Annotated in this window: 17 protein-coding genes; 14 read left to right on the forward strand and 3 right to left on the reverse strand. The window is 66.5% G+C overall.

All coding sequences use genetic code 11. The annotated features are described in order from the left end of the window. Nucleotides 1-230 precede the first annotated feature (230 nt). The 5 genes from PKF00_RS33815 to PKF00_RS33835 all read left to right on the forward strand — a co-directional run bounded on the left by PKF00_RS33815 (nt 231) and on the right by PKF00_RS33835 (nt 8,449). The gene (locus PKF00_RS33815; protein ID WP_271221775.1) at nt 231-1,304 is read left to right on the forward strand and encodes a site-specific integrase; all 1,074 of its coding nucleotides are present in this window, start codon (nt 231-233) and stop codon (nt 1,302-1,304) included. A 680-nt stretch (nt 1,305-1,984) separates the two neighbouring features. Beyond that, entirely contained in the window at nt 1,985-3,268 is a 1,284-nt protein-coding gene (locus tag PKF00_RS33820) for a DNA sulfur modification protein DndB (RefSeq protein ID WP_271221776.1), read from the forward strand. 665 nt (nt 3,269-3,933) lie between these two features. Continuing rightward, nucleotides 3,934-5,973 carry a hypothetical protein gene (locus PKF00_RS33825; protein WP_271221777.1) on the forward strand — a complete coding sequence of 680 codons (2,040 nt, stop codon included), beginning with the start codon at nt 3,934-3,936 and terminating at the stop codon, nt 5,971-5,973. Nucleotides 5,974-7,258: 1,285 nt separating this feature from the next. Further along, nucleotides 7,259-8,170: an HTH domain-containing protein gene (locus tag PKF00_RS33830; protein WP_271221778.1), complete on the forward strand. Its 912-nt coding sequence runs from the start codon at nt 7,259-7,261 to the stop codon at nt 8,168-8,170. 123 nt (nt 8,171-8,293) lie between these two features. Next, nucleotides 8,294-8,449: a hypothetical protein gene (locus tag PKF00_RS33835; RefSeq protein ID WP_271221779.1), complete on the forward strand. Its 156-nt coding sequence runs from the start codon at nt 8,294-8,296 to the stop codon at nt 8,447-8,449. Here the strand turns inward: PKF00_RS33835 and PKF00_RS33840 are convergent. From PKF00_RS33840 to PKF00_RS33850, 3 genes are all read right to left on the reverse strand, one after another. Beyond that, nucleotides 8,446-9,891 carry a recombinase family protein gene (locus tag PKF00_RS33840; protein ID WP_271221780.1) on the reverse strand — a complete coding sequence of 482 codons (1,446 nt, stop codon included), beginning with the start codon at nt 9,889-9,891 and terminating at the stop codon, nt 8,446-8,448. The two genes, PKF00_RS33835 and PKF00_RS33840, sit on opposite strands and share 4 nt — an antisense overlap. 54 nt (nt 9,892-9,945) lie before the next feature. After that, nucleotides 9,946-10,329, reverse strand: coding sequence for a pirin family protein (locus PKF00_RS33845; protein WP_271221781.1), 384 nt, complete (start codon nt 10,327-10,329; stop codon nt 9,946-9,948). A gap of 228 nt (nt 10,330-10,557) precedes the next feature. Continuing rightward, entirely contained in the window at nt 10,558-11,322 is a 765-nt protein-coding gene (locus tag PKF00_RS33850; protein ID WP_271221782.1) for an IclR family transcriptional regulator, read from the reverse strand. Between the two features lie 302 nt (nt 11,323-11,624). Here PKF00_RS33850 and PKF00_RS33855 point away from each other — a divergent pair, with 302 nt between their 5' ends. The 9 genes from PKF00_RS33855 (at nt 11,625) to PKF00_RS33895 (ending at nt 21,987) form a co-directional block, all read left to right on the forward strand. Next, the gene (locus PKF00_RS33855; protein WP_271221783.1) at nt 11,625-12,779 is read left to right on the forward strand and encodes an ABC transporter ATP-binding protein; all 1,155 of its coding nucleotides are present in this window, start codon (nt 11,625-11,627) and stop codon (nt 12,777-12,779) included. 82 nt (nt 12,780-12,861) lie between these two features. Then, entirely contained in the window at nt 12,862-13,971 is a 1,110-nt protein-coding gene (locus PKF00_RS33860; RefSeq protein ID WP_271221784.1) for an ABC transporter substrate-binding protein, read from the forward strand. 45 nt (nt 13,972-14,016) lie between these two features. Then, on the forward strand, nt 14,017-15,840 hold the full coding sequence (locus PKF00_RS33865) for an ABC transporter permease subunit (RefSeq protein ID WP_271221785.1): 1,824 nt from the start codon (nt 14,017-14,019) through the stop codon (nt 15,838-15,840). Then, on the forward strand, nt 15,837-16,907 hold the full coding sequence (locus PKF00_RS33870; RefSeq protein ID WP_271221786.1) for an arginase family protein: 1,071 nt from the start codon (nt 15,837-15,839) through the stop codon (nt 16,905-16,907). The genes PKF00_RS33865 and PKF00_RS33870 overlap by 4 nt, the downstream gene beginning before the upstream one ends. Continuing rightward, the gene (locus tag PKF00_RS33875) at nt 16,904-17,977 is read left to right on the forward strand and encodes an alcohol dehydrogenase catalytic domain-containing protein (protein WP_271221787.1); all 1,074 of its coding nucleotides are present in this window, start codon (nt 16,904-16,906) and stop codon (nt 17,975-17,977) included. The genes PKF00_RS33870 and PKF00_RS33875 overlap by 4 nt, the downstream gene beginning before the upstream one ends. A gap of 106 nt (nt 17,978-18,083) precedes the next feature. Then, entirely contained in the window at nt 18,084-18,962 is an 879-nt protein-coding gene (locus tag PKF00_RS33880; protein WP_271221788.1) for a sugar phosphate isomerase/epimerase family protein, read from the forward strand. Continuing rightward, nucleotides 18,959-19,981 carry a Gfo/Idh/MocA family protein gene (locus tag PKF00_RS33885; RefSeq protein WP_271221789.1) on the forward strand — a complete coding sequence of 341 codons (1,023 nt, stop codon included), beginning with the start codon at nt 18,959-18,961 and terminating at the stop codon, nt 19,979-19,981. Before PKF00_RS33880 ends, PKF00_RS33885 begins: the two co-directional genes overlap by 4 nt. Before the next feature lie 228 nt (nt 19,982-20,209). After that, nucleotides 20,210-21,088, forward strand: coding sequence for a beta-keto acid cleavage family enzyme (locus PKF00_RS33890; protein ID WP_271221790.1), 879 nt, complete (start codon nt 20,210-20,212; stop codon nt 21,086-21,088). Further along, nucleotides 21,085-21,987, forward strand: a complete 903-nt coding sequence (locus PKF00_RS33895; protein ID WP_271221791.1) for a fumarylacetoacetate hydrolase family protein — start codon at nt 21,085-21,087, stop codon at nt 21,985-21,987. Before PKF00_RS33890 ends, PKF00_RS33895 begins: the two co-directional genes overlap by 4 nt. Nucleotides 21,988-22,200 lie beyond the last annotated feature (213 nt).

Genomic DNA, 22,200 nt, shown 5'->3' on the forward strand with positions numbered 1-22,200 from the left:
CTTCATGAGTAAGAGGCGGAACGAGGCGTGTGCATGAACTCTGACTTCAAGATTTTTTGAGGGAAGACGGTGGATCCGCGGGGCAGAGCCGGATCCAGCGCGGGGAGATAGTTTCTCTGCCATGTTGGGTCTGGCCGGTGCGTCTGGGGGCGAAGGCGCAGTTAGTCGACTCTGGCTCCTGATAATATTTCTTCTCAAGAGTCAGAAATGAACGAGCGGAGCCCCCACCCGTGACCGAGATCGCCCGATACGCCGAGGCGCGAATCGTCCCCACCCTCGCCGCCGAAGTGTCCATCCACGCCGAGGCCGATCTCCACCTCAGCCACACCGCCCAGGCCGCTATCGCCGCGGGAATCCCGGGGGCGACCCGTCGCGCGTACGCCACCGACTGGAAGACGTTCGCCGCCTGGTGCGACCGGCAGGGCCGAGTGTCGATGCCCGCCACCGTGCAGACCGTCACCGAATACGTCACTCACTTGACGGTGACCCCCTCGGCGCGCACCGGCCGCCCGCTGTCGCCCTCCAGCATCGAACGAGCCTTGGCCGCCATCCGGACCATGCACTCGGCAGCCGAGGCCGTCCAGCCAGAAACCAAGGCCGCCCGTAAGGTGCTGAGCGGCTACCGCGAGCGCCTGGCCCTGACACACGACCCGGCCGCACAGACCCGCAAGGCCGATCCCGCCGTCCCCGGAGCGCTGCGCGCCATGCTGGCCACCCTCGACCGGGCGACGCTGGCAGGAATGCGGGACGCCGCCCTCCTGCTGCTCGGCTACGCCTGCGCCGCCCGCGTCTCCGAGCTGGTCGCCCTGGACATCTCCAATGTCACCGAAACCCCTGACGGATTGCTGGTTACGATCTACCGCCGCAAGATCAAGGCGTTCACCGAGGTCGCCGTTCCCTATGGCAGCAACCCGGCAACCTGCCCCGTCCGCACGGTACGTGCTCTGATCACCGCGATGGCCAGCCAGGGACGTACGACTGGACCGCTTTTGGTCCGTATCGACCGTCACGGCCGCATCGCCCCGCCGATGATGCGCAAGGGGCTTCCCATTGGTGACCCGCTCGGCCGCATGACCTCCGAGGCCGCCGCTGATGTCGTGACCCGCATCGCCGAAGCGGCCGGACTGGACGGTAGATGGACCGGCCACTCTCTGCGCCGGGGCTTCGCCACTGCCGCCCGACGGGCTGGAGCCAACTTGGAGCGGATCGGCCGTCATGGCGGTTGGGCCGACGGCTCCCGCGCGCTGCTCGGCTACCTCGAAGAGGGAGACCGCTGGACCGATAATCCAGTCACGGGGCTGTAGAGCGCTACCTGCATATATAGAGTTCCCCTCTGGCGCTGCCACCAGCCAATCGCCTTGCGCACGATGGACAGCTCCCAGTTGACGGTGTCGGCGTCCATCTCGCTCGTCCGCGCCGCTGTCAGCTCAGCCAATACCTCCGCCGACGCCGAGTCATCGATCGAGGCGACAGGGAAGACGGGCGGCTTCGCGCCCCGGCGGGCAGGGTCGGTCGGCACCAGGTAGCCAGCGAACATCCCCCCACATCGTCAGCGAGATCTGGGGGATCCGAGCAGAGGAGTTCGCGATGCCGCACTGGTGAGGTATCGCTCGACTGTTGCGGTGTACGACGACAGCAGGGCAGACAGGGGCACCACCCAGGCGTGGGACAGTCGGAGTGCGTGCCCGCCCCCGAGCTCGGTCACTGGTCCGATGACCATGCCCGTCCCGCCTTCCATGCTGCCGCAGTAAATACGCACACCTCACTCCGGCAGCTGGAATGGTCCGTCGCAGGTCACGATGATTACGCTAAAGGCCTTTCCGTGATAAACGTGACATTTGCCACGGTAAATCGGTCACCTTGGCCTATTTGTCGACAAAATCGACAATTAAGAGGCTAAATTTCCGAACAGCGTGCAGTGCGGATGACTTTCATTATTATGTGAGACACATAGCAACCTGCGGGCTCGGAAAGAAAGTTATCTATGACCATCACTGTCGATTCGTCACGTCTCTCCCTGGTGCGCGAGGAGTCCACCTACCTGGCGATCCGGACCAGCCAGGGCGGCCGGACTGTTTACACGACGCGCATCCCGCTCGCCGACCTCTCGGTCATCCTCACCATCCCTGACCCGATCAAGCCGGACCCGGACAACCGCAAGGTAGACATCAACCACGCCAAGGGCTTCGGCCAGTACCTTGCCGACAACCCTGGCTGGGTGGCTCCGGCCCTCCTCATCCGCGACACCGGCGGTTGTCGTTTCGAGCCGATCAGTGAAGACGGCTCGATCGGTTACCTTACCGTTCCGTGGTCCATTGGCGGCATCGGACGCCTGATCACGATTGACGGCCAGCACCGCATCCTCGGCGTCCATTTGGAGAAGAAGCGCATCACGGACGAGGTCTCCCGCGTCGACCGGGAGATCCACCGCGCCAACGAGGCTAAGAAGGCGAAGCTGGAGCAGGAACGTGAGGCCTTGATCGGCCGAATGCAGCGACTCAAGGACGAGTTTGTCGGCATTGACATCTACGTTGAGCCTGACGGCGTCAAGGGGCAGCAGATGTTCGTCGACGTTGCGGACAACGCCAAGGGCATCTCCGGCGCTGTCCGGGCCCGCTTCGACACCTCACGTATCGCCAACCGCACGCTCAGCGACATCGTCACCCACCCTCTCTTCCTGGGCAAGATTGACATCGAGCGGGACCGGATGACCCTGGCCAACCGCAACCTGATGGGTGCCAAGCACGTTGCCGACATCACGCGGGCCGTTATCGCTGGCCCCGGTGGCCGCGTCAGCAAAAAGGTTGAGTCGCTGACCGATAACGAGGTCATCGAGAGTGTCCGCGGCTTCCTGGATGTCATCTCCGTCGCTTTCACTGCGCTCGCGGAGATCACCGAGGAGGATGTCGACAACTACGACCCCTCGCTCTCCGAGAAGAAGAAGAACGAGCCGCCGGCGCCCCCCACTAAGGCCATGAGGCTGCGTGAGTCCTCGCTCCTGGGCTCGGTGGGCATGCTCCGGGTCATCGGCGGCGTCTACCGCAACCTGCGCGAGGACGGAGCCGAGGACGGTGACATCCAGGAATTCTTCAAGCGGCTTGACCGGCATATGGCCGCACCGGTCACCGAGGACAGCCTCTGGCGTACTACGGCTGCGAACGAGGACTTCGAGCCGAACGCCTCCGCCCCGATCATGCGTCAGCAGAACGTAGTACACCTGACCAAGGTGATTACTGACTGGTACAAGAAGCCCCCGGCCGCCATCTGATCCACCAGCAGCACCGGGGCCCCTCCATATCTCACGCGGAGGGGCTCCTTCCACATCGCGCCAGCATGCCTCGGCCCCAATCAGGGAGGTCGTAAGTTCTTAAAACGCCGAGTGGCTGGAGGTGCCTCTCGACGTTGCAGAGGGCCGTACCCTGGCGAAGGTTCTGTTGAAGTAAGGGAAAGAAGTATTATTCAGGCACATATCAGTCCGCTGCTCAATGCGGTCGTGTTCTAAGAATCCCATCTTGAACTGACCCGGCTTCTGTTCGCTGACTTCGATACGTTCGTCTTGGGCATTATCGTCGGCCCTTCCTCCTTACAGTCGCGCTCGACGGTACGGTCCGCAGGCATGTTTCCGACTTCCTGTTGTTGATCCGACTGGTTCAGTGATCGTTGACGTCAAGCTTGCCGACCACGTGGCGGCGCCGAAAGTAGTTGTCACCTCCGTCTCGGACTCGACAAGTGGTTGAATCTCGCGGCTGGCGCTACGAGTGATGGAGCGAGGCGGAACTGTGCGCGACTGAACCGGACACCTCATGGCAGCCCTCATGCGGCGCGTCATGAGCGCACAGGTTGGCGACATCGAACAAGTGCCCGAACTCGGCTCACATGAAGCGCTAGCATCTCGTCTTGCTTTTACTCTACGTGTCAGGAGTGTCCCGAATCGTGACCGCTGAAGTGTTATCCGAGTATCCGGATCCGCCTACACCCGACACTGTCGACCGCCTGGTCGAGGCCGCGTTGGCTACTGATGGCATCAATGTGCCCCGCGAGGCGCTGACGGCCGCATTTGTCTACGTTGCCGAGCCGGTCGAGCACCTAATCACTAGCGAACGAGGCCGCGAACAAATCCACCCCTCTCGCCTGCGCCCCATTCGTGCCGGCGGCGAAGACGCCTTGGAGCTTTCCCTGCGGCTGCTTGGCTGTGCCGGTAGTACCTGGGAACGTAACGAGCGCAACGACACTTATTGGGCCTCCCCGGCCGACCCGGCCTCGGCCACCGCAAAGTGGATGCTTCCGCCCATCGAGGTCTGGCATGGTCCGGACGGCAAACCAACAGCCGCGCTGAGCGTCACAATGACGAGTGCCGAGCGCGTTGTCGAGGTGGTCAAGCGCTCCGCGGAACTGCTCGCCGAAGGCGACGGCCGTCGCGGCTACGATCTCACCGCCGACCTGCTGCTGAGCGGGCAGGAGGACTCCTGCATGATGGTCGCCCAGGTCTATCGCACCCCTGAGGGCGATTTCTGGGCCTGGCCCACCGTCAAGGGCAACAACCGGACGAAGAGTCGCCATCAGATCCTGAACACCAACCAGACGGCGCTGCTCACGGCGCCGGACGTGACTGCTGCCCTTCAGTTGTGGGTGGACGAGCGCAATGCTGAGCTGAAGCATGCCGATTCAGATGAGTACTCGGCGCGACTCGCGCTCCAGGTCGCCGTCGTGGAGACCCGGCTCGTTGTCGGTTGCACCAAGCCCGAACTGCTGTACCAGACGGTGCAGACTGGGAATCGGCGCGACCACATCCACGCAAACTTGGAATTCACGGCAAGCAATCAGGACCGCGCGATCGGCCGTCGTGTCTTGGAGGAGTACCGGGTCGCCGGGATCCTCGACGACACCGTGTTCGGGGTGCTCGCTGGAGACCTGCCGATCACACGGTTGCGCGAGTGTCCACCCGATGCTGGCGTCTGTGAGCAGCGAGACCTGCGCTGCATGCTGTTGCTCGCTCAATTCTTCCCTGTCGCAGGAGACAGCCGCCGCCGTCCTCTGATCCGCAAAGCGATGGCGGAGCCTTACGGCGAGTTGCTGAACTCACAGCACACGACCGAGCGGTTGCGGGCCTACTCTGCGCTGTGCTCGGTGAGCTGGCCAGAGGCGTGGAACCCGCGTGTGGACGACAACACCGTCCCAGTTGTCAATGCCCGGCGTGGCGTCACACTCAGCGGTAAGAGCGCCGTGCAGTTGCTGACTGTCGCGGACAAAGACGCCGATGCGTTCGATGAGCTGCTCCGTTATCGGGCGCCACAGTGGCTGGCCGCGTTCAAGCTCGCCGACGCCGATCGCGGTTCCATGGGCGCCCAGGCTAACCGCGGCGCAGACGACCAGTCCGGGGCCAGCGTTCGGGCCCGGCGCGGTATCCCGGATGTGCTCGCTGCCATGAACGCCCGACGGGCGCAGGCAGTGGGGCTGATGCGCGAAATGGCCACCGCGATGGAGGAGGGGCGTGCTCCGCGGCGCGTTGACCCTTTAGGGCACGCCGACGCCGCTGGCATGGTCGCCGATCAGGCGTGGTTCGACGACGCTTTCCCCAAGGGAAAGGGCCTGCGCCTGCCTAAGCCTCCGTACACCGAACCCTCCAAGCCTCCGCACACCGCACCTTCGTCCGCGCCGACGGCTGGCAGGCAGGTGCAGCAGCCGTTGTTTCGTGGGGCGCCGCCGCCCAGCGACCGTGAACTCGCCGATAGAAGGAAGGCGGGTGTACGAAATCTGCTGGACCAGATCGAGTCCCTCACCAGGGATTTGGTGACGCGGGTCGATGACGCACGCAGCCATGCTGCCGCAGCTGGCATGATCCCGGCTTGGGAGGCGAACGAATCCGAGCGCCTCAACGTCCAGGCAGGAAACATCATTGAGAGCTTGAAGCATGCCGTGGAGGGCACTCGGCCGCCCGAAGAGGGCCTCGCGATTAGGCCGCTACCGCGATGACACCAGCCTGCCTGCGCACAACTGTCGGCTGCGCGTAGGCAGGCCGGGTGCTTCGAGTTCGGATCACAACAGAGCTTCCGGTCTCAGAGAGGGAAGGCCGCGCCACGAGCAACCGACCTCCTAGTCTGAGGCACTCTGAGGCGCTGCCCGTCGGCAGATCGGAACCCGGCCGTCATGACTACAGAAGCCAACACGAGGAGATGCTGCTGATCCTGAGACAAGAGCATCCTGCCACGGTGTGAGATGCCCTAGAACCTGCTGGTCAGTGCCCCTGTGTCACGAGCCGTGAGGTTCTACACCGCGCTCGCAGCTACCCGGCCTCCAATGGGGGCCTTGCGAGCGCGGTCTGATCTTGGAGGTGTCAAACCGGATGGAACTGGGATGTTCAGGACTATGCTGCCCGATATGGGCACGTCTCCGGACGCCGCCCAGCACTGCCAGGCCGCCACCTGCGGCCAACCGGCCGCCTTCTCTCTGCGCTATCAGGAACGTGGGCAACTCATCAGGTTCGTGCTCTGCGAACCCGACCTTGATGTCAAGAGCTGGGATGTAGGCCAGTCACCTATGGTCGGCTCGCGACCATACCCGCGGTTTCCCGTCCGGAGCGTCGGCCGATCATGTTCGAGGCAGGCGACGGGGACGAGGAGTTGAAGATTGACTACATCTTCTTCGCCAGCTCGGATTCCTGGAGCCGCCTCCTTGGCGGGCCGCGACCGTTCGAGTGGCCGAGTAAGGCCACTGTGCTGCTCCTCGGGGCGAGAACCGTGCCCAAGATCCAGAAACCGTGGGACCTACTCTCGAGAGCAGTAGGTATCACGGCTGCCCCCTGAGCCGGTGCCCGGCCTCGGCCCTGACTCTCTGAGCCCTCCCAGCCTGGGGCCCCGGGCGCGCTTGCGCGCCTGGTCTACGAAGTAGACCTCTCCTAATACTCTCCTCTCTTTATGGAGGACATCTGTGACACATCTGGGAGGACATCCCTGACACGGTGACCGGACATCTCTGACCCAGATGAGGGCACCGGTGACACAACAGACGAGGCTGAGATCCCGGCCAGCGCGACCTGCAGACCCTACAAAATCCGCCGCCTGCATACCAACTCGGAATTGTCGACTCTCGACAAATATCCCAACTTGATTGCGATGCGCGCCGTCGTGAAAGCATCATCTGTCATGATCACGATTGACACTGAAAAAGATCATCCTGCTACGCTGAATCGAAGACGGAAAAGAAGCCCGCGCGCTCTGCCAAGCGCCGGGCTGGTGAGACGAAGTCTGGAGCTTCATCTATGTCCATCGTAGCAGGCGAAAAGCAGGACAAGCGGTATTCGCAGCTCCCTGCGACCGTCAGCCACTCGCGACACCTTCGCCCCTTGGATGTCATCGTCTGGGCATACATCGACTGCCGAAAATGGCGAGATGCCGGTTCCGTTGTCTGGCCTCTTCTCAAGGCTGATGAGATCGCCAATGCGCTATCCGTGTCAACCAGCTCGGTGAATCGCGCTGTCCGTAATCTCCGAAAATTCGGCTTCTTGGAAACGATGCGGACGCAGACTGGTAACCGCATGATCCTCGGAGCGCGGGCCAATGCTCCTGATACGTTTCGCGGCCGTCAGGCTGGAGATCCGGAGAAGGATTTCACACGCCTTCCCTTGTTGCTCATCACGTCAGGCGTTGAGAAGTTGAGCCTGCTCGTGTGGGTCCTCCTCGACCGCAGGAAGGGGGCTGGCAAGACGGTCTCCCTCACCCAGGCGACGCTGGCCAAGATGCTTCAGGTGGATGTTCGCACGGTCCGCCGAGCGATTGAAGAGCTCCAGAAATGCGGCCTCGTCGCGGTGTACCGCCAGGGGTACAAGCGTGCAAACTGGTATTCACTGAGCAGTGAGCTGGCGATGCGCAAGGAACCGCATCCCATGGAGAGCAATCCTGTTAATCGAATTTTCTATGCTTGGGCACGTGCTGCCTTCAAGGAGGTGGAGCGCGCGCGAGGGTGGGTATCTGAAAACCCGGAAAAGTTCCGAGAAATGCTTGGGCTGATCCGGGAGGCCCTCCCTCTGTATAGTGAGACTGACATCAGGAGCGTGATTTACCTGGCAGTGAAGGGGCGTGATCCAGCTGGGCTGTTTTACGCGCTTCTCCTTGAAATGGTGGACGATGCCTATGGCGAGGCGAACGGGCCTGCCTTGCCTGAAGCGTCTTGAAGTGTTGCCAGGCCAACGGCGGTGCCGTCCAGTGCGGGCCGCTGATATCACGGCAGAGTTGGGATGCGTCAACTAAATCGCGCGAATTGACATCGAAGTTGGGATGCGGTTTAGCGTCGGGGCGTGGCAGAGATTGACTGGTCGAAGCATCCAAGTGAGTGCACCGAGGCGGAGCGATGGAACCGCTTCTACTCGGTGCTGGCGATGGGGCTTGTCGAAGCGTGGAGGGAAGGTCGTCTGGTCGACGGCCAGGCGGCCGACACCCCTGCGGCTGCCTAGTACGGGACGACTTCCCACCGTCCACCTGGATGGCCGGCCGGGTGAAGGATGATTTCCCTGATCACCTGCTTGAGGGCCTGCCTCTTCCTGTCATCTGAGAGGCTTGGCCAGGCGTTACGCAGGTCCTTGTAGAAGGTCACCGGAACCTCGGTCCGATCTTCGCGAAGCTCCTCCAGAGTGATCCTAGCTTGCCGCTGCTCGCCCTCGCGTTTGGCCTTCCGCTCCAAGTACTTGGCCTTCGACATTCCGCCGGACTCGTAGAGGTCGAGAAGCCGATCCAGGGCGGCGCCGGTCTCAGAGATCACCTTCTCCAGTCGCCGAATCTCGGCCGCCTCCCGGTTCACGGTCGCGGCCTTCTTCGCCAGACGTTCGACCTTCCCGCCGTCGGTTGCCCGCTCTTCCAGCCAGGCCAGGACGGCTGCTTCGCCGAGGTGAAGGAGGCTGTATACGCCCTTGCACTGCTTGGTGACTAGGCCCTGACACCGGAACATGACCTCTCCGGCCTTACGCGGTGTGCCGGTGGCGCCGCACTTGAACTTGAAGCATCGGCCGCACATGATCAGTCCGGACAGCGAGTACTTCGCCTTCGGGTCGGCCCAGTTTCGCCCGAGGCTGGCCAGCCGCTTCCGCTTGTACGCCTCCCAGAGTTCGGCCGAGATGAGCGGATTGTGGGCGCCGGGGAACCAGTCCCAGTTGTCGAACCTCTTGGACTTACTCTCCGGCTTGCGCTTCCGGATCAGCCCTGCTGCGAAACCGGAGTCCATGATCATTATCCAGCGGCTGTTATCCAGGATGTCGTCGTTCGGTGCACGGATGCCGACCTCGGCCATGTCCCGTACCACGGCCCGGAGCTTCTCCCCGGCTACCCAGCGCTCGTACACCTCTGCCAGGGCCGGGCCGTTCAGCTCCTCGTCGGGTCGGAATCCTTTGCCGTCCTTCACGTAGCCGAACCGCGCGTGACCGTTGTGGGGGAGGCCCATGCGTAGCCGTACGGCGTGAGTGTCCTTCCATGAATCGGAGATCATGTCCGACTGGAGCTCGGCGACGCTGAGCATCTGGTTCCTGCTGAAGCGGCCCATGGTGGTCCGGCCGTCCCCGGGCTCGGTAGCGGCGATGACCTCACCGCCGGCTTCTTCCTCCAGTTCATGGATGTTGGCCAACGACAGGCGCATGTTCCGGCCGAAGCGATTCCACTTCCACACTCCGACGACTTCGTAGTCTCCTCGCCGGACCTCCTGGATCATCTGTCTGATCTTGCGCTCGGCGAATCCGCGGCCGGACTTGTCCAGATCCATCACGACGTCGAGCAGTTCGATGTTCTCTCGCTCGAACAGTCTCCGGATGGCATCCTCTTGGATCTCCGGGGAGAAGAGCTCTTCGCGGCCCATGATGGCCGACACCCTGACGTACCCTTTGCCGCGACGACGGCGCTGCTGAACCATGGGGGAACTAAGTACCTCTATGTGCCTGAACGAGGGGTTGTGTCCCGGAGGGTATCAGCGATCTAGTTCTTTGGAGTACCCTGCACCGGCGGTCATCCACTGGGTGTCGCCGTCCGCGATGACCCCGCCGCCGCCGTGGGAGTCCTGGTGGACGAACGTGCCGTCGATGATGTAGGTGACGGTCTCGAAGCCGCGGTGCGGGTGCCACGGCGTGCCCTTGGGCTCGCCCGGCGCGTAGTCCACCTCGCCCATCTGGTCCATCATGATGAACGGGTCGAGGTACTCGGGCTTGATGGTGGCCAGGGCCTTGCGGACCGGGAAGCCCTCGCCCTCGAAGCCGCTCGGCGCGGTCTCGACGGCGAGCACCTTCCGGCCGATCCCCAGGTTCTCCGGGATACGGGGCAGGGCCAGGATGTTGTCGACGGTCACGGCGGGCATGTGGTGCTCCTTCCTGTGGAGTTCACCGTCGTCAACTCAGTTGATATTTCAACTATTCCGGGGGCGGCGAACCGGGACGCCGAACCGCGACGGGCCCGTCGCGATCGCCTCCTCACCACGCTGTGAGGGACGATCCCGGTCGCGCCCGGACCGCGACGTTCCGATCGGCCGGTCCCGCCGGAAAGGGCCGTACCCGTCTCGGGAACCTGCGGACGACTCGGATCCGGGTCAGAACGTGTACGTGATCTCGTGGACCAGGAAGGCGCCGAGTTCGACGAGACGGTTCTGCGGCATGCGGGAGGTCGGTCCGGACAGGGCGATCGAACCGATGCACCTGCCGCCGTGGTTCAGGGGCGCCGCGACGCAGGACGCGCCGACGAGGGTCTCGTCGAGGTCGAGGGCGAAGCCGACACCGCGGGCTTCCTCGACCCGCTGGCGCAGCTCCAGCGGCCCCTTGGGGGCGCGCTTGGTGCCGCCTGAGTAGTTCAGGGTGCCGAGGACCTCGTCGAGGGCCTCGTCGTCGAACGTCGATAAGTAGGCCCTGCCCACCGCGGAGCAGTGGATGGGCCGAACGGTGCCGAGCCGCTCGCGAAGTGTGAGCACCTCCGATGAGGGCTGGTACTGGACGTAGACCATGTTGCCGCTGGCGGGGGCGGCGAAGAGCGACGCCTCGCCGGTCTCGCCGGTCAGCCGTTTGAGCAGGGGCCCGACCCTCTCTATCAGCTGCTCGTGGGCGGGGTGGTTGACGATCAGCCCGTAGAAGCGTTCCGGGCGGATGGTGAACTCCTTGGTGGCGTCGTCGCGGGCGACGTAGCCGGCGTCCACGAGGTCGCCGAGGATCCGCAGGGCGCTGCTGCGGTTCACGTTGACCAGCCTGCCCACCTCGGCCGCAGTCGCAGACTTGGTGGCCAGTTGCTCAAGAACCATGAGGCCCCGCCTGATGTGCGACATGCTCCCGAGGTCGCTGCTGTCCCGTGATCGCTCGTCTGGCATAGAGACGATTCTCTCCTCACCAAGATCCTGGGCTGACGTGTTCTCGGAATTTTCTCAACGTGCTGTGGGACAAGCCACGCACTGAGAGGTGTTGCGCTACCGACAACGATATGTGTTGCGCTGTCAACAACGTACCACGCCTCAATCGGGGCGAGGAAGCGCTCGAATCTCTGTCGAGGCTGCCCTATGACCAGGCGTATAGCACCTCTCCGCCGGTGACCCCCTTGACACGCCTTCCAGGGCTACCTATGTTCATCAGCCATACGCGTTGCATTGATTGCAACTTTAGCGAGGAGTTGAGGATGTCCGAGATGTCGGAGGGCGTCCAGGTCGTCGACCAGGTCGCGACGGGCGGTGAGGTTGAGTTGGACGGCCTGTCGAAGAGATACGGAACCGTCGAGGCGGTGCGTGGTGTCTCGCTGAACATCCGCCGCGGTGAGTTCCTGGCGATCCTGGGGCCCTCCGGCGCGGGAAAGACGACACTGCTCAACATGCTCACCGGGTTCGAGGAGCCCACGAGCGGTGCGATCCGGATCAACGGCCGGGACGTCGCGCGGCTGGCACCGCACAAGCGCGGGATCGGCGTCGTGTTCCAGCACTACGCGCTGTTCAAGCACATGACCGTCGCCCAGAACGTGGGGTTCCCGCTGCGCATGCGACGGATGCCGCTGCGGGAACAGCGCAGTCACATCCAGCACGCCCTTGAGATGGTCAAGCTCGACGGGTACGCGACCCGGTTCCCCGACCAGCTGTCCGGCGGCCAGCAGCAGCGGGTCGCGCTCGCCCGCGCCATCGTGTTCCGGCCCGCGCTGCTCCTCATGGACGAGCCGCTCGGCGCGCTCGACAAGCGTCTGCGCGAGCACATGCGCGTCGAGATCAAACGCCTCCAGCGGAACCTCGGCGCGACCGTCATCTACGTGACCCACGACCAGGGCGAGGCGCTCACGATGGCCGACCGCGTCGCGGTGATGAACGACGGCGCCGTCGAGCAGCTCGGGCCGCCGACCGAGCTGTACGAGAGGCCGGTGAGCGCCTTCGTGGCCGACTTCGTCGGGGAGACCAACTTCTTCCGTGGCCGCACCGTTCTCGACGCCGACGGCCGGGTCCGCGTCGTTCTCGACGGCGACCGGCTGGAGCACCGCCGCGACGTGGACAACGCGGCGACGCTCAAGCCCGACCACGGTGTCGACGTCGGGGTGCGCCCGGAGCAGGTCTCGCTGCTGCCGGTGGAGGGCGCCGACGAGCTGGCCGTGCCGGGCACGGTGAGCGAGGTTCTGTACGAGGGCGGGACGGCCCTGCACGTCGTCGAGACGGCGATCGGGAACCTCAACGCGCGACTCTCGCTCACGAACCACCTCCAAACCCGATGGGCCGTGGGCGACCAGGTCGCCGTTCACTGGGACGCCCGGGCGGCACGGGGCTACCACGACGCGAGCCGGGGTTCGTCCCCGTCGTGACACCGCGGCGGCGCCTCAGCCCAGGCTGCCGAACAGGACTCCAAACCGCGTCAGAGATCTGCACGAAAGAAAGGTTCGGCTGATGAAGTTTTCTCGGAAGACCGCGCTGGGGGCGGTGGTGGCGGCCAGCACACTGCTCACAACTGTCGCCTGTGGGAGCGGAGACGACTCGGAAAAGGCCTCTTCCGCCGGTACGGTCGTCGTCCCCGATCCCGGTGGTGACCTGGGCAAGGCGATGAAGCAGGCGTTCTTCGACCCGTTCGAGAAGAAGACCGGGATCGACGTCGTGCTCAGCTCCGGTGAGTTCGACGCCGCCGTCGTGCTCGCGGGCGTCAAAGCCGGGGCCCCGGCCTTCGACCTGGTGAACCCCAACGGCGCGGTGCTCCAACGCTTCCGCGACAGCTCGGCGCTCGAACCGATCGACTACACGCTCTGGAAGGCCGGCGACCGTGACAAGATCGCCCCGGTGAAGGCCGCCGCCGACGCGGTACCGGCCTACTACATCTCCGTCGTTCCGGCCTGGAGCACCGCCAAGCTCGGCGACCAGGCGCTGACCTCCTGGGCGGACTTCTGGAACGTCGAGAAGTTCCCCGGGAAGCGCACCCTCGCACCGGGCGCGTGGGGAGCGGGCGGCGCGACGTTCGAGATCGCGGCACTGGCCGACGGCGTGGCGCCGAAGGACCTCTACCCGATCGACTACGACCGGGTGTTCGCGAGCCTGGACAAGCTCAAGCCGAACCTGGTGAAGTTCTGGGAGACCGGCGCCGAGCCCATCCAACTGCTCACCGGTGGTCAGGTGACGGTCGCCAGCGCGTGGAACGGCCGCGTCGCCGGCGCCCAGGACAAGGGCGTGCCGGTGGCCGGCACGTGGAACCAGTCGGTCCTCCAGTACGACAACTGGGCGATCCTCAAGGGCGCCAAGAACGTCGCGAACGCGCAGAAGCTTCTGGCCTTCATGATGGAGGCCGGACCCCAGGCGGACTTCGCGAAGGCGATCACCTACTCGCCGGCGAACTCGGCGGCGTTCGACCTGCTCCCCGCCGACCGTGCGGCCCTGCTGCCGACCTCGCCGAAGAACGTCGCGTCCGCCGTGACCCAGGACTACGACTGGTGGACCGCCACCGCGCCGGGGACGGACAAGTCCAATGAGGAAGTCGCCATCGAGCGCTGGCAAGCGTGGGCCTCGAAGTAGCCCGCGGCCTGTCTGCGACCAAGACGACCTCGATCTAGGAGATCCATGTCGGTCGACAGCCCTCCGGAGCAGTTCACCGGTGGCCTGACCATCCGCCCTCGGCGCAGGCCAGACCACCGGTGGCTCACCCTCGTGCCGCTCCTCGCGGTCCTGATCCTGCTGTTCGTCGTCCCGCTGGGCTCGCTGCTGGTCGACAGTTTCCGCGGCGGGCAGGGATTCACCCTGGAGAACTACCGCGAGCAGGTGACCTCGCCGGTCTTCTGGCGCGCGATACGCCGCACCCTGGTCATCGCCGCGCTCTCGACCGGGATCTGCGTCGTGCTCGGGTACTGCATGGCCTACGTGCTCACCCGCATACCCAAGCGGCTGCGTGGCGTGCTGCTGGTCGTGGTGCTCGTGCCGTACTTCACGAGCATCCTGATCCGCTCCTACGCGTGGATCGCGATCCTCGCACCGAGCGGGCTCGTCGCCAGGACGCTCGCGCTGTTCGGGGTCGACACTCCTCCCGAGCTGGTGTTCAACCAGACCGGCATGCTGATCGGGACCGTGCAGATCCTGCTGCCGCTGGCGCTGCTGCCGATCTACAGCGTGATGAGCGGCATCGACCGCGCCCCGGTGCGCGCCGCGCAGAGCCTGGGTGCCTCGCCCGCCGTCGCGCACTGGCATGTGTACCGCCCCGCCACGTCGTCGGCGGTCACGGCGGCCGCCGCCCTGGTCTTCATCAGCACCCTCGGCTTCTACGTGACGCCCGCGTTGCTGGGCGGGCCAGGCGACACGCTCATCGCGCAGTCCATCCTCGTGCAGTTCTCGAACCTCGTCGATCCCGCAGGGGCCGCGGCGCAGGCCACGCTGCTCCTGCTGGTCGTCCTGCTGCTGTTCGTCATCCTCTTCCGCTATCTCGCGCCCTCGCTCTCCGTCGCGGGCGCCGAGCCGACGCCTGCGAGCACCGCCACGCGGTCAGGCCGGCGTTTCTCCCGCGCCGCGGGCTCCACCGAACGGCACGAGGAGCTGCGCGCCCTGCGTGCGCGGATCCTCGACACCGGTCTCGACGTCGTCGGGCGGCTACGCCTGCCCATCCTGGCGGGCAGCTGGATCGTGGGCGCGGCGCTGCTGGTCACGCCACTGGTCGTGGTGGCCATCTGGTCCTTCAGCGACGCGACGTACCTGACGTTCCCGCCGGAGGAGTACTCCACCCGGTGGTTCGCCGACTACTTCGCCGACGAGGCGTGGCTCGACTCGACGTTCCTCAGCCTGGGCATCGCCTCCGCCTCCGCCGCGATCAGCGTCGTCATCGGCGGCCTCGGGGCCTTCGGTCTCGTACGGGGCCCGCGGGTGCCGCGGGTGCCGGTCGCGATCCTGGTCGCGATGCCGATGATCGTCCCTCCGATGATCTACAGCCTCGGGTTCTTCGTGCTCGTGGCGCCGCACGGTCTCGTCGGCACGCATCTGGGCCTGATCCTGCCCTACCTGGTGCTGGGACTGCCCTTCGCGGTGTCCATCACGGCGGCGGCACTGCGCAACCTCGACGTGCGGCTGGAGAACGCCGCGCGCAGCCTGGGCGCGGGACCGCTCTCGGTGCTCCGGCACGTCCTGCTGCCCGCGCTGCGCCCGGCGCTGGTCAGCGGCTTCGTGTTCGCCTTCCTCGCGGCGTTCGACGACGTCGTCGTCGCCACCTTCATGTCCGGGCCGACAGCGGTGACGCTGCCGCTGCGGATGTTCCAGGACATCAAACTCGAAGTGAGCCCGAGGACAGCCGTGGTCGCCGTCGTCCTGCTTGGAGCAGGAGCGGCCGCGGTGCTCCTCCGGTTCGTAACGGCTTGGCTCGTGCGCGCCGTACGGGTGGCGCTGAGCCGACTGGGAGACTCATGAACACCACGGCGAAGAACGACCCGACCACGGTCATCGCGGAGATGACCGCACCCTATGTCGAACATCAGGAGTTCCCCGACATCGTCTACCCGACCTCGGTCACGGCCACGCTGGCGGCCTTCCGGCGATCGTTCCCGGCAGCGACGCGGCTCGTGCCGGAGCAGGACGACGGGGCGGCGGCACTGAGCGTGCACAGCCGCGACTACGTCGACTTCGTCAAGGAGGGCAGCCGGCGACCGGAGGGCGCCACGAAGTTCCCGCTGAACGTCATCGCGCTCCCCGAGCTGAGGGTCTCCGAGCCGCGTACCTTCGAGGGCCGGCACACGCGGTACTTCTTCGACGAGGTCACGCGTGCCACCCCCGCGGTGTGCGAGGGAGCGCTGCACAGCGCGGCGGCCTCCCTGCAGGGGGCCCGCTGGCTCGCCGACACGGTCGCCGCGCAGACCGCGGAGCGCGCCGACCGGCCGTCGTCGTCGTCGGCGGCGCTGGTGCTCGTGCCGTCCCGTCCTCCGGGTCACCACGCCCTGCCCACCGTGGGCGGCGGTCTGTGCCTGTTCGCGAACGCCGCCATCGCGGCCCGCGAGCTCTCCCGCAGCGGCCGGGTCGTCGTGCTCGACATCGACCAGGACCACGGCAACGGCACCCAGGCCGTCTTCTACGACGACCCGTCGGTCCTGACGATCTCGATCCACGCCGAGGGCTGGCCCCACGTCGCCGGGTTCTCCGAGGAGACCGGGGGTCCCGGCGCGCCCGGCGGCAACCTCAACCTCCCGCTGCCCACCGGTTCGGGGTTCGCCGCCTACGAGCCCGCCCTTGAGACCGCGCTGGAGGCGATCGGCCGCTTCGAACCCCGGTACCTCGTCCTCGCCCTGGGCTACGACGCCCAGAAGGAACAGGGGTTCGGCGCGCTCCGCCTGGAGACGGAGCACTTCGGCGTCCTCGGCCGCCGTATCGCCGACCTGCGCCTGCCGACACTCGTGACCACCGAGGGGTGCTACGGGTACTACGAGTCGACCGCCGAGGCGGCGACCCTCTTCTTCGAGGGGTGGGCGGAGCGGTGGCGGTGAGTACCACCATGCGCGCCGCGCTCCTGACCGGCGTCGGTCGGCCGCTGGAGATCCGCGAGGTGCCCGTCCCCCGGATCGGGCCCGACGAGGTCCTGGTCAGGACGCTGTCCAGCGGCGTGTGCCGGACGGACCTGCACATCCAGGACGGCCTGGCCTACGTGCCGGAACTGCCGCACATCATGGGCCACGAACCCGCGGGCGTCGTGGTCGAACGCGGCCCGGCGGTGTCAGAGGTCGAGGTCGGCGAGGTGGTCGTGCCGCACCTGTTCGTCGCGGACGGGGACTGTCGCTTCACCCGGGCCGGCGCCGACGCGCAGGCCCTGCACCTGCGAGGAATCCTCGGCGTGACGCTGCCCGGAGGCTTCGCGGAGTACTTCGGCGCACCCGCCAGGAACCTCCTGAAGGTCCCCGCCGGGCTCGACCCCAGGGTCGCCGGGCTTTCCAGCTGCGCGATCGTCACGGCCCTGCACGCCTACCGTCGCGGCACGGTGACACCGGCGAGGACCGCGGTGGTGATCGGCGCGGGCGGCATCGGGCAGATCATCATCCAGCTCCTGACCGGTGCGGGCGTGTCGGCCGCGGCCGTCGACGTGCGGGAGGACAATCTGGCGCTGGCGATCCGCAACGGGGCCGGCCACACCGCGTCGGCGTTCGCGGCGGACCGCGTGCCCGCCGTTCGCGCCTGGGCCGAGTCCCGGGCCGACGACGCCGGTGACGGAGTGGACCTGGTGATCGACCTGGTGGGGTCGTCGGCGACGATGGCCGACGCCGCCCAGTACGTGCGTCGCCGGGGCCGGATCGTCGTGGTCGGCGAGGAACCCGACTTCCCCGGCATCAGCTCGACGACCCTCGCCCAGCGCGAGCTGGAGATCGTCGGTTCGCGCAACGGCGATCGCGGCGATCAGCACGACGCGCTGCGGCTGCTCGCCGAGGGCGTCATCACCCCGCCGCTGGACGAGGAGTATCCCCTGGAGCGTGCCAACGAGGCACTCGCCCGCCTGCGAAGCGGTCAGGCGCACGGCCGGGTCCTCATCACGCACGAGGCGTTACGCGCACACCGGGGCGACTGACAGGACGACGCCCGTCGCGGGGCCGACGGGCGACCGGCGGGGCGGGGTGAGACCCGCGAGACAGACCAGCCTGCGTAGCCAGGCACAACGATCAGTGAGGAGTGAGATGAAGATCGCGACCGACACGTGGATGCTGCGTCCACAGCCAATCGACGCGGTGTTCTCGACCGTACGGGAGGCGGGCTTCGAGTACCTGGAGCTCTCGCCACGGCCCGACGTGATGCCGAGCTACGGGGGCAGGCGGGCGTCGAAGGCCAAGATCGCCGAGATCGCGGAGGCGTCGAAGACCCACGGCGTCGAGATCGCGTCCATCTTCATCGAGCAGGCCTGGGGAAGCTCGGAGGAGGACATCCGGCGGGCGGCGGTCGGCTACTGGAAACAGACCGTCCAGCTGGCCGTCGACCTGGGCTGCGACCGGATCAACTCCGAGTTCACCGGCCGCCCGACCGCCCCGCAGGCCGGCGAGGCCGCGATGCGCCGCTCCCTGGAGGAGGTGCTGCCGCTGGCGGAGTCCGAGGGCGTCACGCTCGCGCTCGAACCGCATCCGGGCGACTGGGTGGAGTCCGGCGTCGGGGCCGTCGACTTCATCCGGGGTCTGCAGAGCGACCACGTCACCTACCTGCACTGTGTGCCGCACACCTTCTACCTCACCGGTGTGGAGGACGAGCGCGGTCAGTTCAAGGACGTCAACCGCGACATCATCACCTACGCGGGCGACACCATGGACCACGTCCATCTGGCGGACACCCTGCTGCCCGGCCGTACCTTCCTCAATCCCGGAAGTCCCGGGGTGCGCAACCACCAGCACCTCGACATCGGCCAGGGCGACATCGACTGGGACGAGGTGTTCACCGCCCTGCGGGAGGTCGGGTTCGACGGCGTCGTGTCGGTGGCCGTCTTCCGGCACGAGTCACGGGTGATGGAGTCGCTCACCCACAACCGACGCATCATTCGCGAACGCCTCGAAGGGGGTGCTGACCAGTGACCGGATCGGTGCGCTTCGGCGTCGTCGGCCTCGGAGAGATCTACCAGCTCGCCCACCACCTCGCCTACCAGCGGGCGGACGGCCTGGAGGCCGTGGTCGTCTGCGACTTCGACCAGGACGTCGCCACGCGGACGGGGCAGTCGCTCGGCGCGGAGGCGTGCACCGACTACCGCCGGCTGCTCGAGGACGACCGGATCCAGGCCGTCGACCTCGTGCTTCCCCACAACGTGCACTACGAGATCGCCCGCGAGTTCCTGGAGGCGGGCAAGCACGTCCTGATCGAGAAGCCCATGACCGTCGACGCCGCGCACGCGCGCGAACTCGTCGACCTCGCGGCGAGCAAGGGTCTCAAGTTCACCGTCAACGAGAACACCCGGTTCATCCCCGCCTACCAGGCGGCCCTCGACGCGATCAACGGCGGCGAGATAGGGGACGTGACGCTCGTCCGCACCCTGATCAGCGGCAACGAGTTCGAGCGGCTCGGCAACCCGAAGCTGTGGAAGGGCCGCCAGGACGGCTCGGGCGGCGGCACCATCATCGACGCGGGCGCCCACTCCTTCTACCTGCTGAAGTGGATGTTCGGCGAGGTCGCCTCGCTGCGCGCGCTCTCCGAGCGCCTCGTCGGCGCCAGCCAGGTCGAGGACTGGTCGGTCGTGTGCGGCCGGACGCGATCGGGCGCGCTGTTCTCCGTCGAGTCCACCTTCACCTCGGGCGGGCCCTGGAACGAGCGCCTCGAGGTGCACGGAACCAAGGGGCTCATCGTCGTCGACCAGCACCAGAACCCCCCGGCCGTGCTTTTCCGCGGCAAACGCGACCACACCGGATCGCCGCTGCCCGGCACGGCCTACGAGCCGACCACCTGGAAGTACAACTCGATCGCGGCCGGGATCGAAAGCTTCGCCCGTTCGATCGCGGGCGACGAGCCGACCGCCGTCGCGCCCGAGGACGGCGCGTACGCGGTGCGGATCATCGAGCTCGCCTACGAGTCGGTGGCCACGGGCCTGCCCGTCACCGTCTGAGCGTCCCGACCCCGGCAGTCTGCTTCCGGCAGGCTGCCCCGGCACTCCGACTCCGGCGGTCTGACCTCAGAGGTCCGACCTCGGCGGTCCGGCTCCGGGTGCCGGAGCTTCTCCCGCCTGCCCAGAGCGTGGCGCGACGTGTGGCCGCTCGCCTCAACGCGCCACGACGCAGCAGGCCGTCACCCCCGAACTCCCCCCAGCACGTACATGAAGCGACAAGGAGACCCCATGGATCCGCTCGTCATCACCGTCACGGTCGACAGCACGATGTCCTATCCCGGCTACCAGGGCATGCCGGCCATCGAGGACACCGACAAGGTCGGCCAGGAGTACATCGACTCGGTGAACGCGGGTGCGACACTGTGCCACCACCACGGTGTCCACTACTTGGAGGACGCCATCCAGGACGACGGCAAGAAGTTGTCCAAGATCGATTTTGATGGCTGGAAGAATCTCACTGAGAAGATCCGGACCGTGGGCACCGATCCGATCATGCAGTTCGGCATCGCCAGCGCCCGGCTCCCCGAGAAGGTCGAGCTCATGTCGCTCAAGCCCGACATGATGTCCTACGCCTTCAACGTGCACGACGAGTACTTCCAGCCCGACCCGGCCTACCCCGCCAACGAGATGTACTCCCTGCACCCGCGGGACGAGCTCGTCGAGTTCGTCACGGCGGCGGAGGCGAACGGTGTGAAGCCGGAGATCGAGTGCTTCTACACCGGGGCGTTCTGGAACCTGGAGTATGTCCGGCGGCAGGGCCTGCTGAAGGAGAAGGCGTGGGCGACCTTGTTCTTCGGCTGGCAGGGCGGCGCGTGGACGCCTCCGACCCCGGACGCGCTCATGTACATGGTCAAGCACCTCCCGCCGAACACGAACTGGAACGTCAGCGTGATGGACCCGGTCGCGCAGTGGCAGCTGCTGCCGCTGGCCATCGCGATGGGCGGCCACGTCCGCGTCGGCTGGGAGGACAACCCCTACCTGCCCGGCGGTGAGCCCTCGCGCAGCAACGCCGAGCTGGTGGAGGTCGTGGTCACGATGGCCCAGCAGATCGGCCGCCCGATCGCGAACGTCGAAGAGGCTCGGCGCATCGCCGGGGTGAGCCGGTGACGACGGCCCTGACCTCGGAGGCCCCGGACGTCTCGACCCCGCCCGCGGCGCGGGGTCTGGCGCGCGCCCGCCTGAACGGCCGCGTCGTGCTCGTCCGGATCTCGCAGGGCCACGCGACGGTGCTCGCGACCGAGTCCGACCATCCCGCCGCCGACGTCCTGCGGGAGGCGCTGCACACCGGCGCGTGGCGCGCGGACGGCGACGACGCCGGAGCGGCGAGGGTTCCGGTCGAGGATCTCGAACTGCTCGCTCCGGTCGCGAACCCCTCGAAGATCCTGTGCGTCGGTCTGAACTATCTCGACCACGCGGACGAGTCGGGGGTGCAGGCCCCCGCCAAGCCGCTGCTGTTCGCGAAGTTCCCCAACGCGTTGCGAGCCGGCGGCGCCGCCGTCGAGGTGCCGAGCGACCTCTCCGGCGAGCTCGACTACGAGGGTGAGCTGGCCGTCGTGATCGGGCGCCGGGCGAGCGACGTCAGCCGGGACGAGGCTCTCGACCACGTCCTCGGTTACGTCGCGGCGAACGACCTGTCGGCGCGGGACGCCCAGTTCTCCGACGGTCAATGGCTCCGTGGCAAGTCCGCCGACGGTTTCTGCCCGGTCGGGCCGATCGTGGTGCTCGCCCAGGACGTCGAAGACCCTCAGGCGCTGCGCATCACCACCCGGCTCAACGACCAGGTCGTCCAGGACTGCTCAACGGCTGAGATGATCTTCTCCGTGGCGGAGATCATCTCCTATGCCTCCCGCTACCTGACGCTCGAACCGGGGGACCTGATCCTGACGGGCACGCCGCCGGGTGTGGGTTTCGCACGCAAACCCCCGCTGCTGGTCCGGGACGGCGACGTGGTGACGGTGACCGTGGAGGGCGTCGGCAGCGTCGCCAACCGGGTGCTCGTCGTATGAGACGACCGGCGGCCGGCCCACGGTGATCACGGCGCCGGACAGGTTCCGACGCCGGTGCGTCTGACCGATCGGCTGTTCGTCAAAGCCTGACGACGAGGCGACGGGACTCTGACGGATCATCCTGCGACCGGGCAGGGAGACCGACAGGAGTCCCGTCGCGGAGCATGCCCGTCATCACCCGTGCGGATCGGGACAGTTCCCGGCGGCACGGCG

Source organism: Streptosporangium carneum (genome assembly GCF_027922005.1).
Taxonomy (GTDB): Bacteria; Actinomycetota; Actinomycetes; order Streptosporangiales; family Streptosporangiaceae; genus Streptosporangium; species Streptosporangium carneum.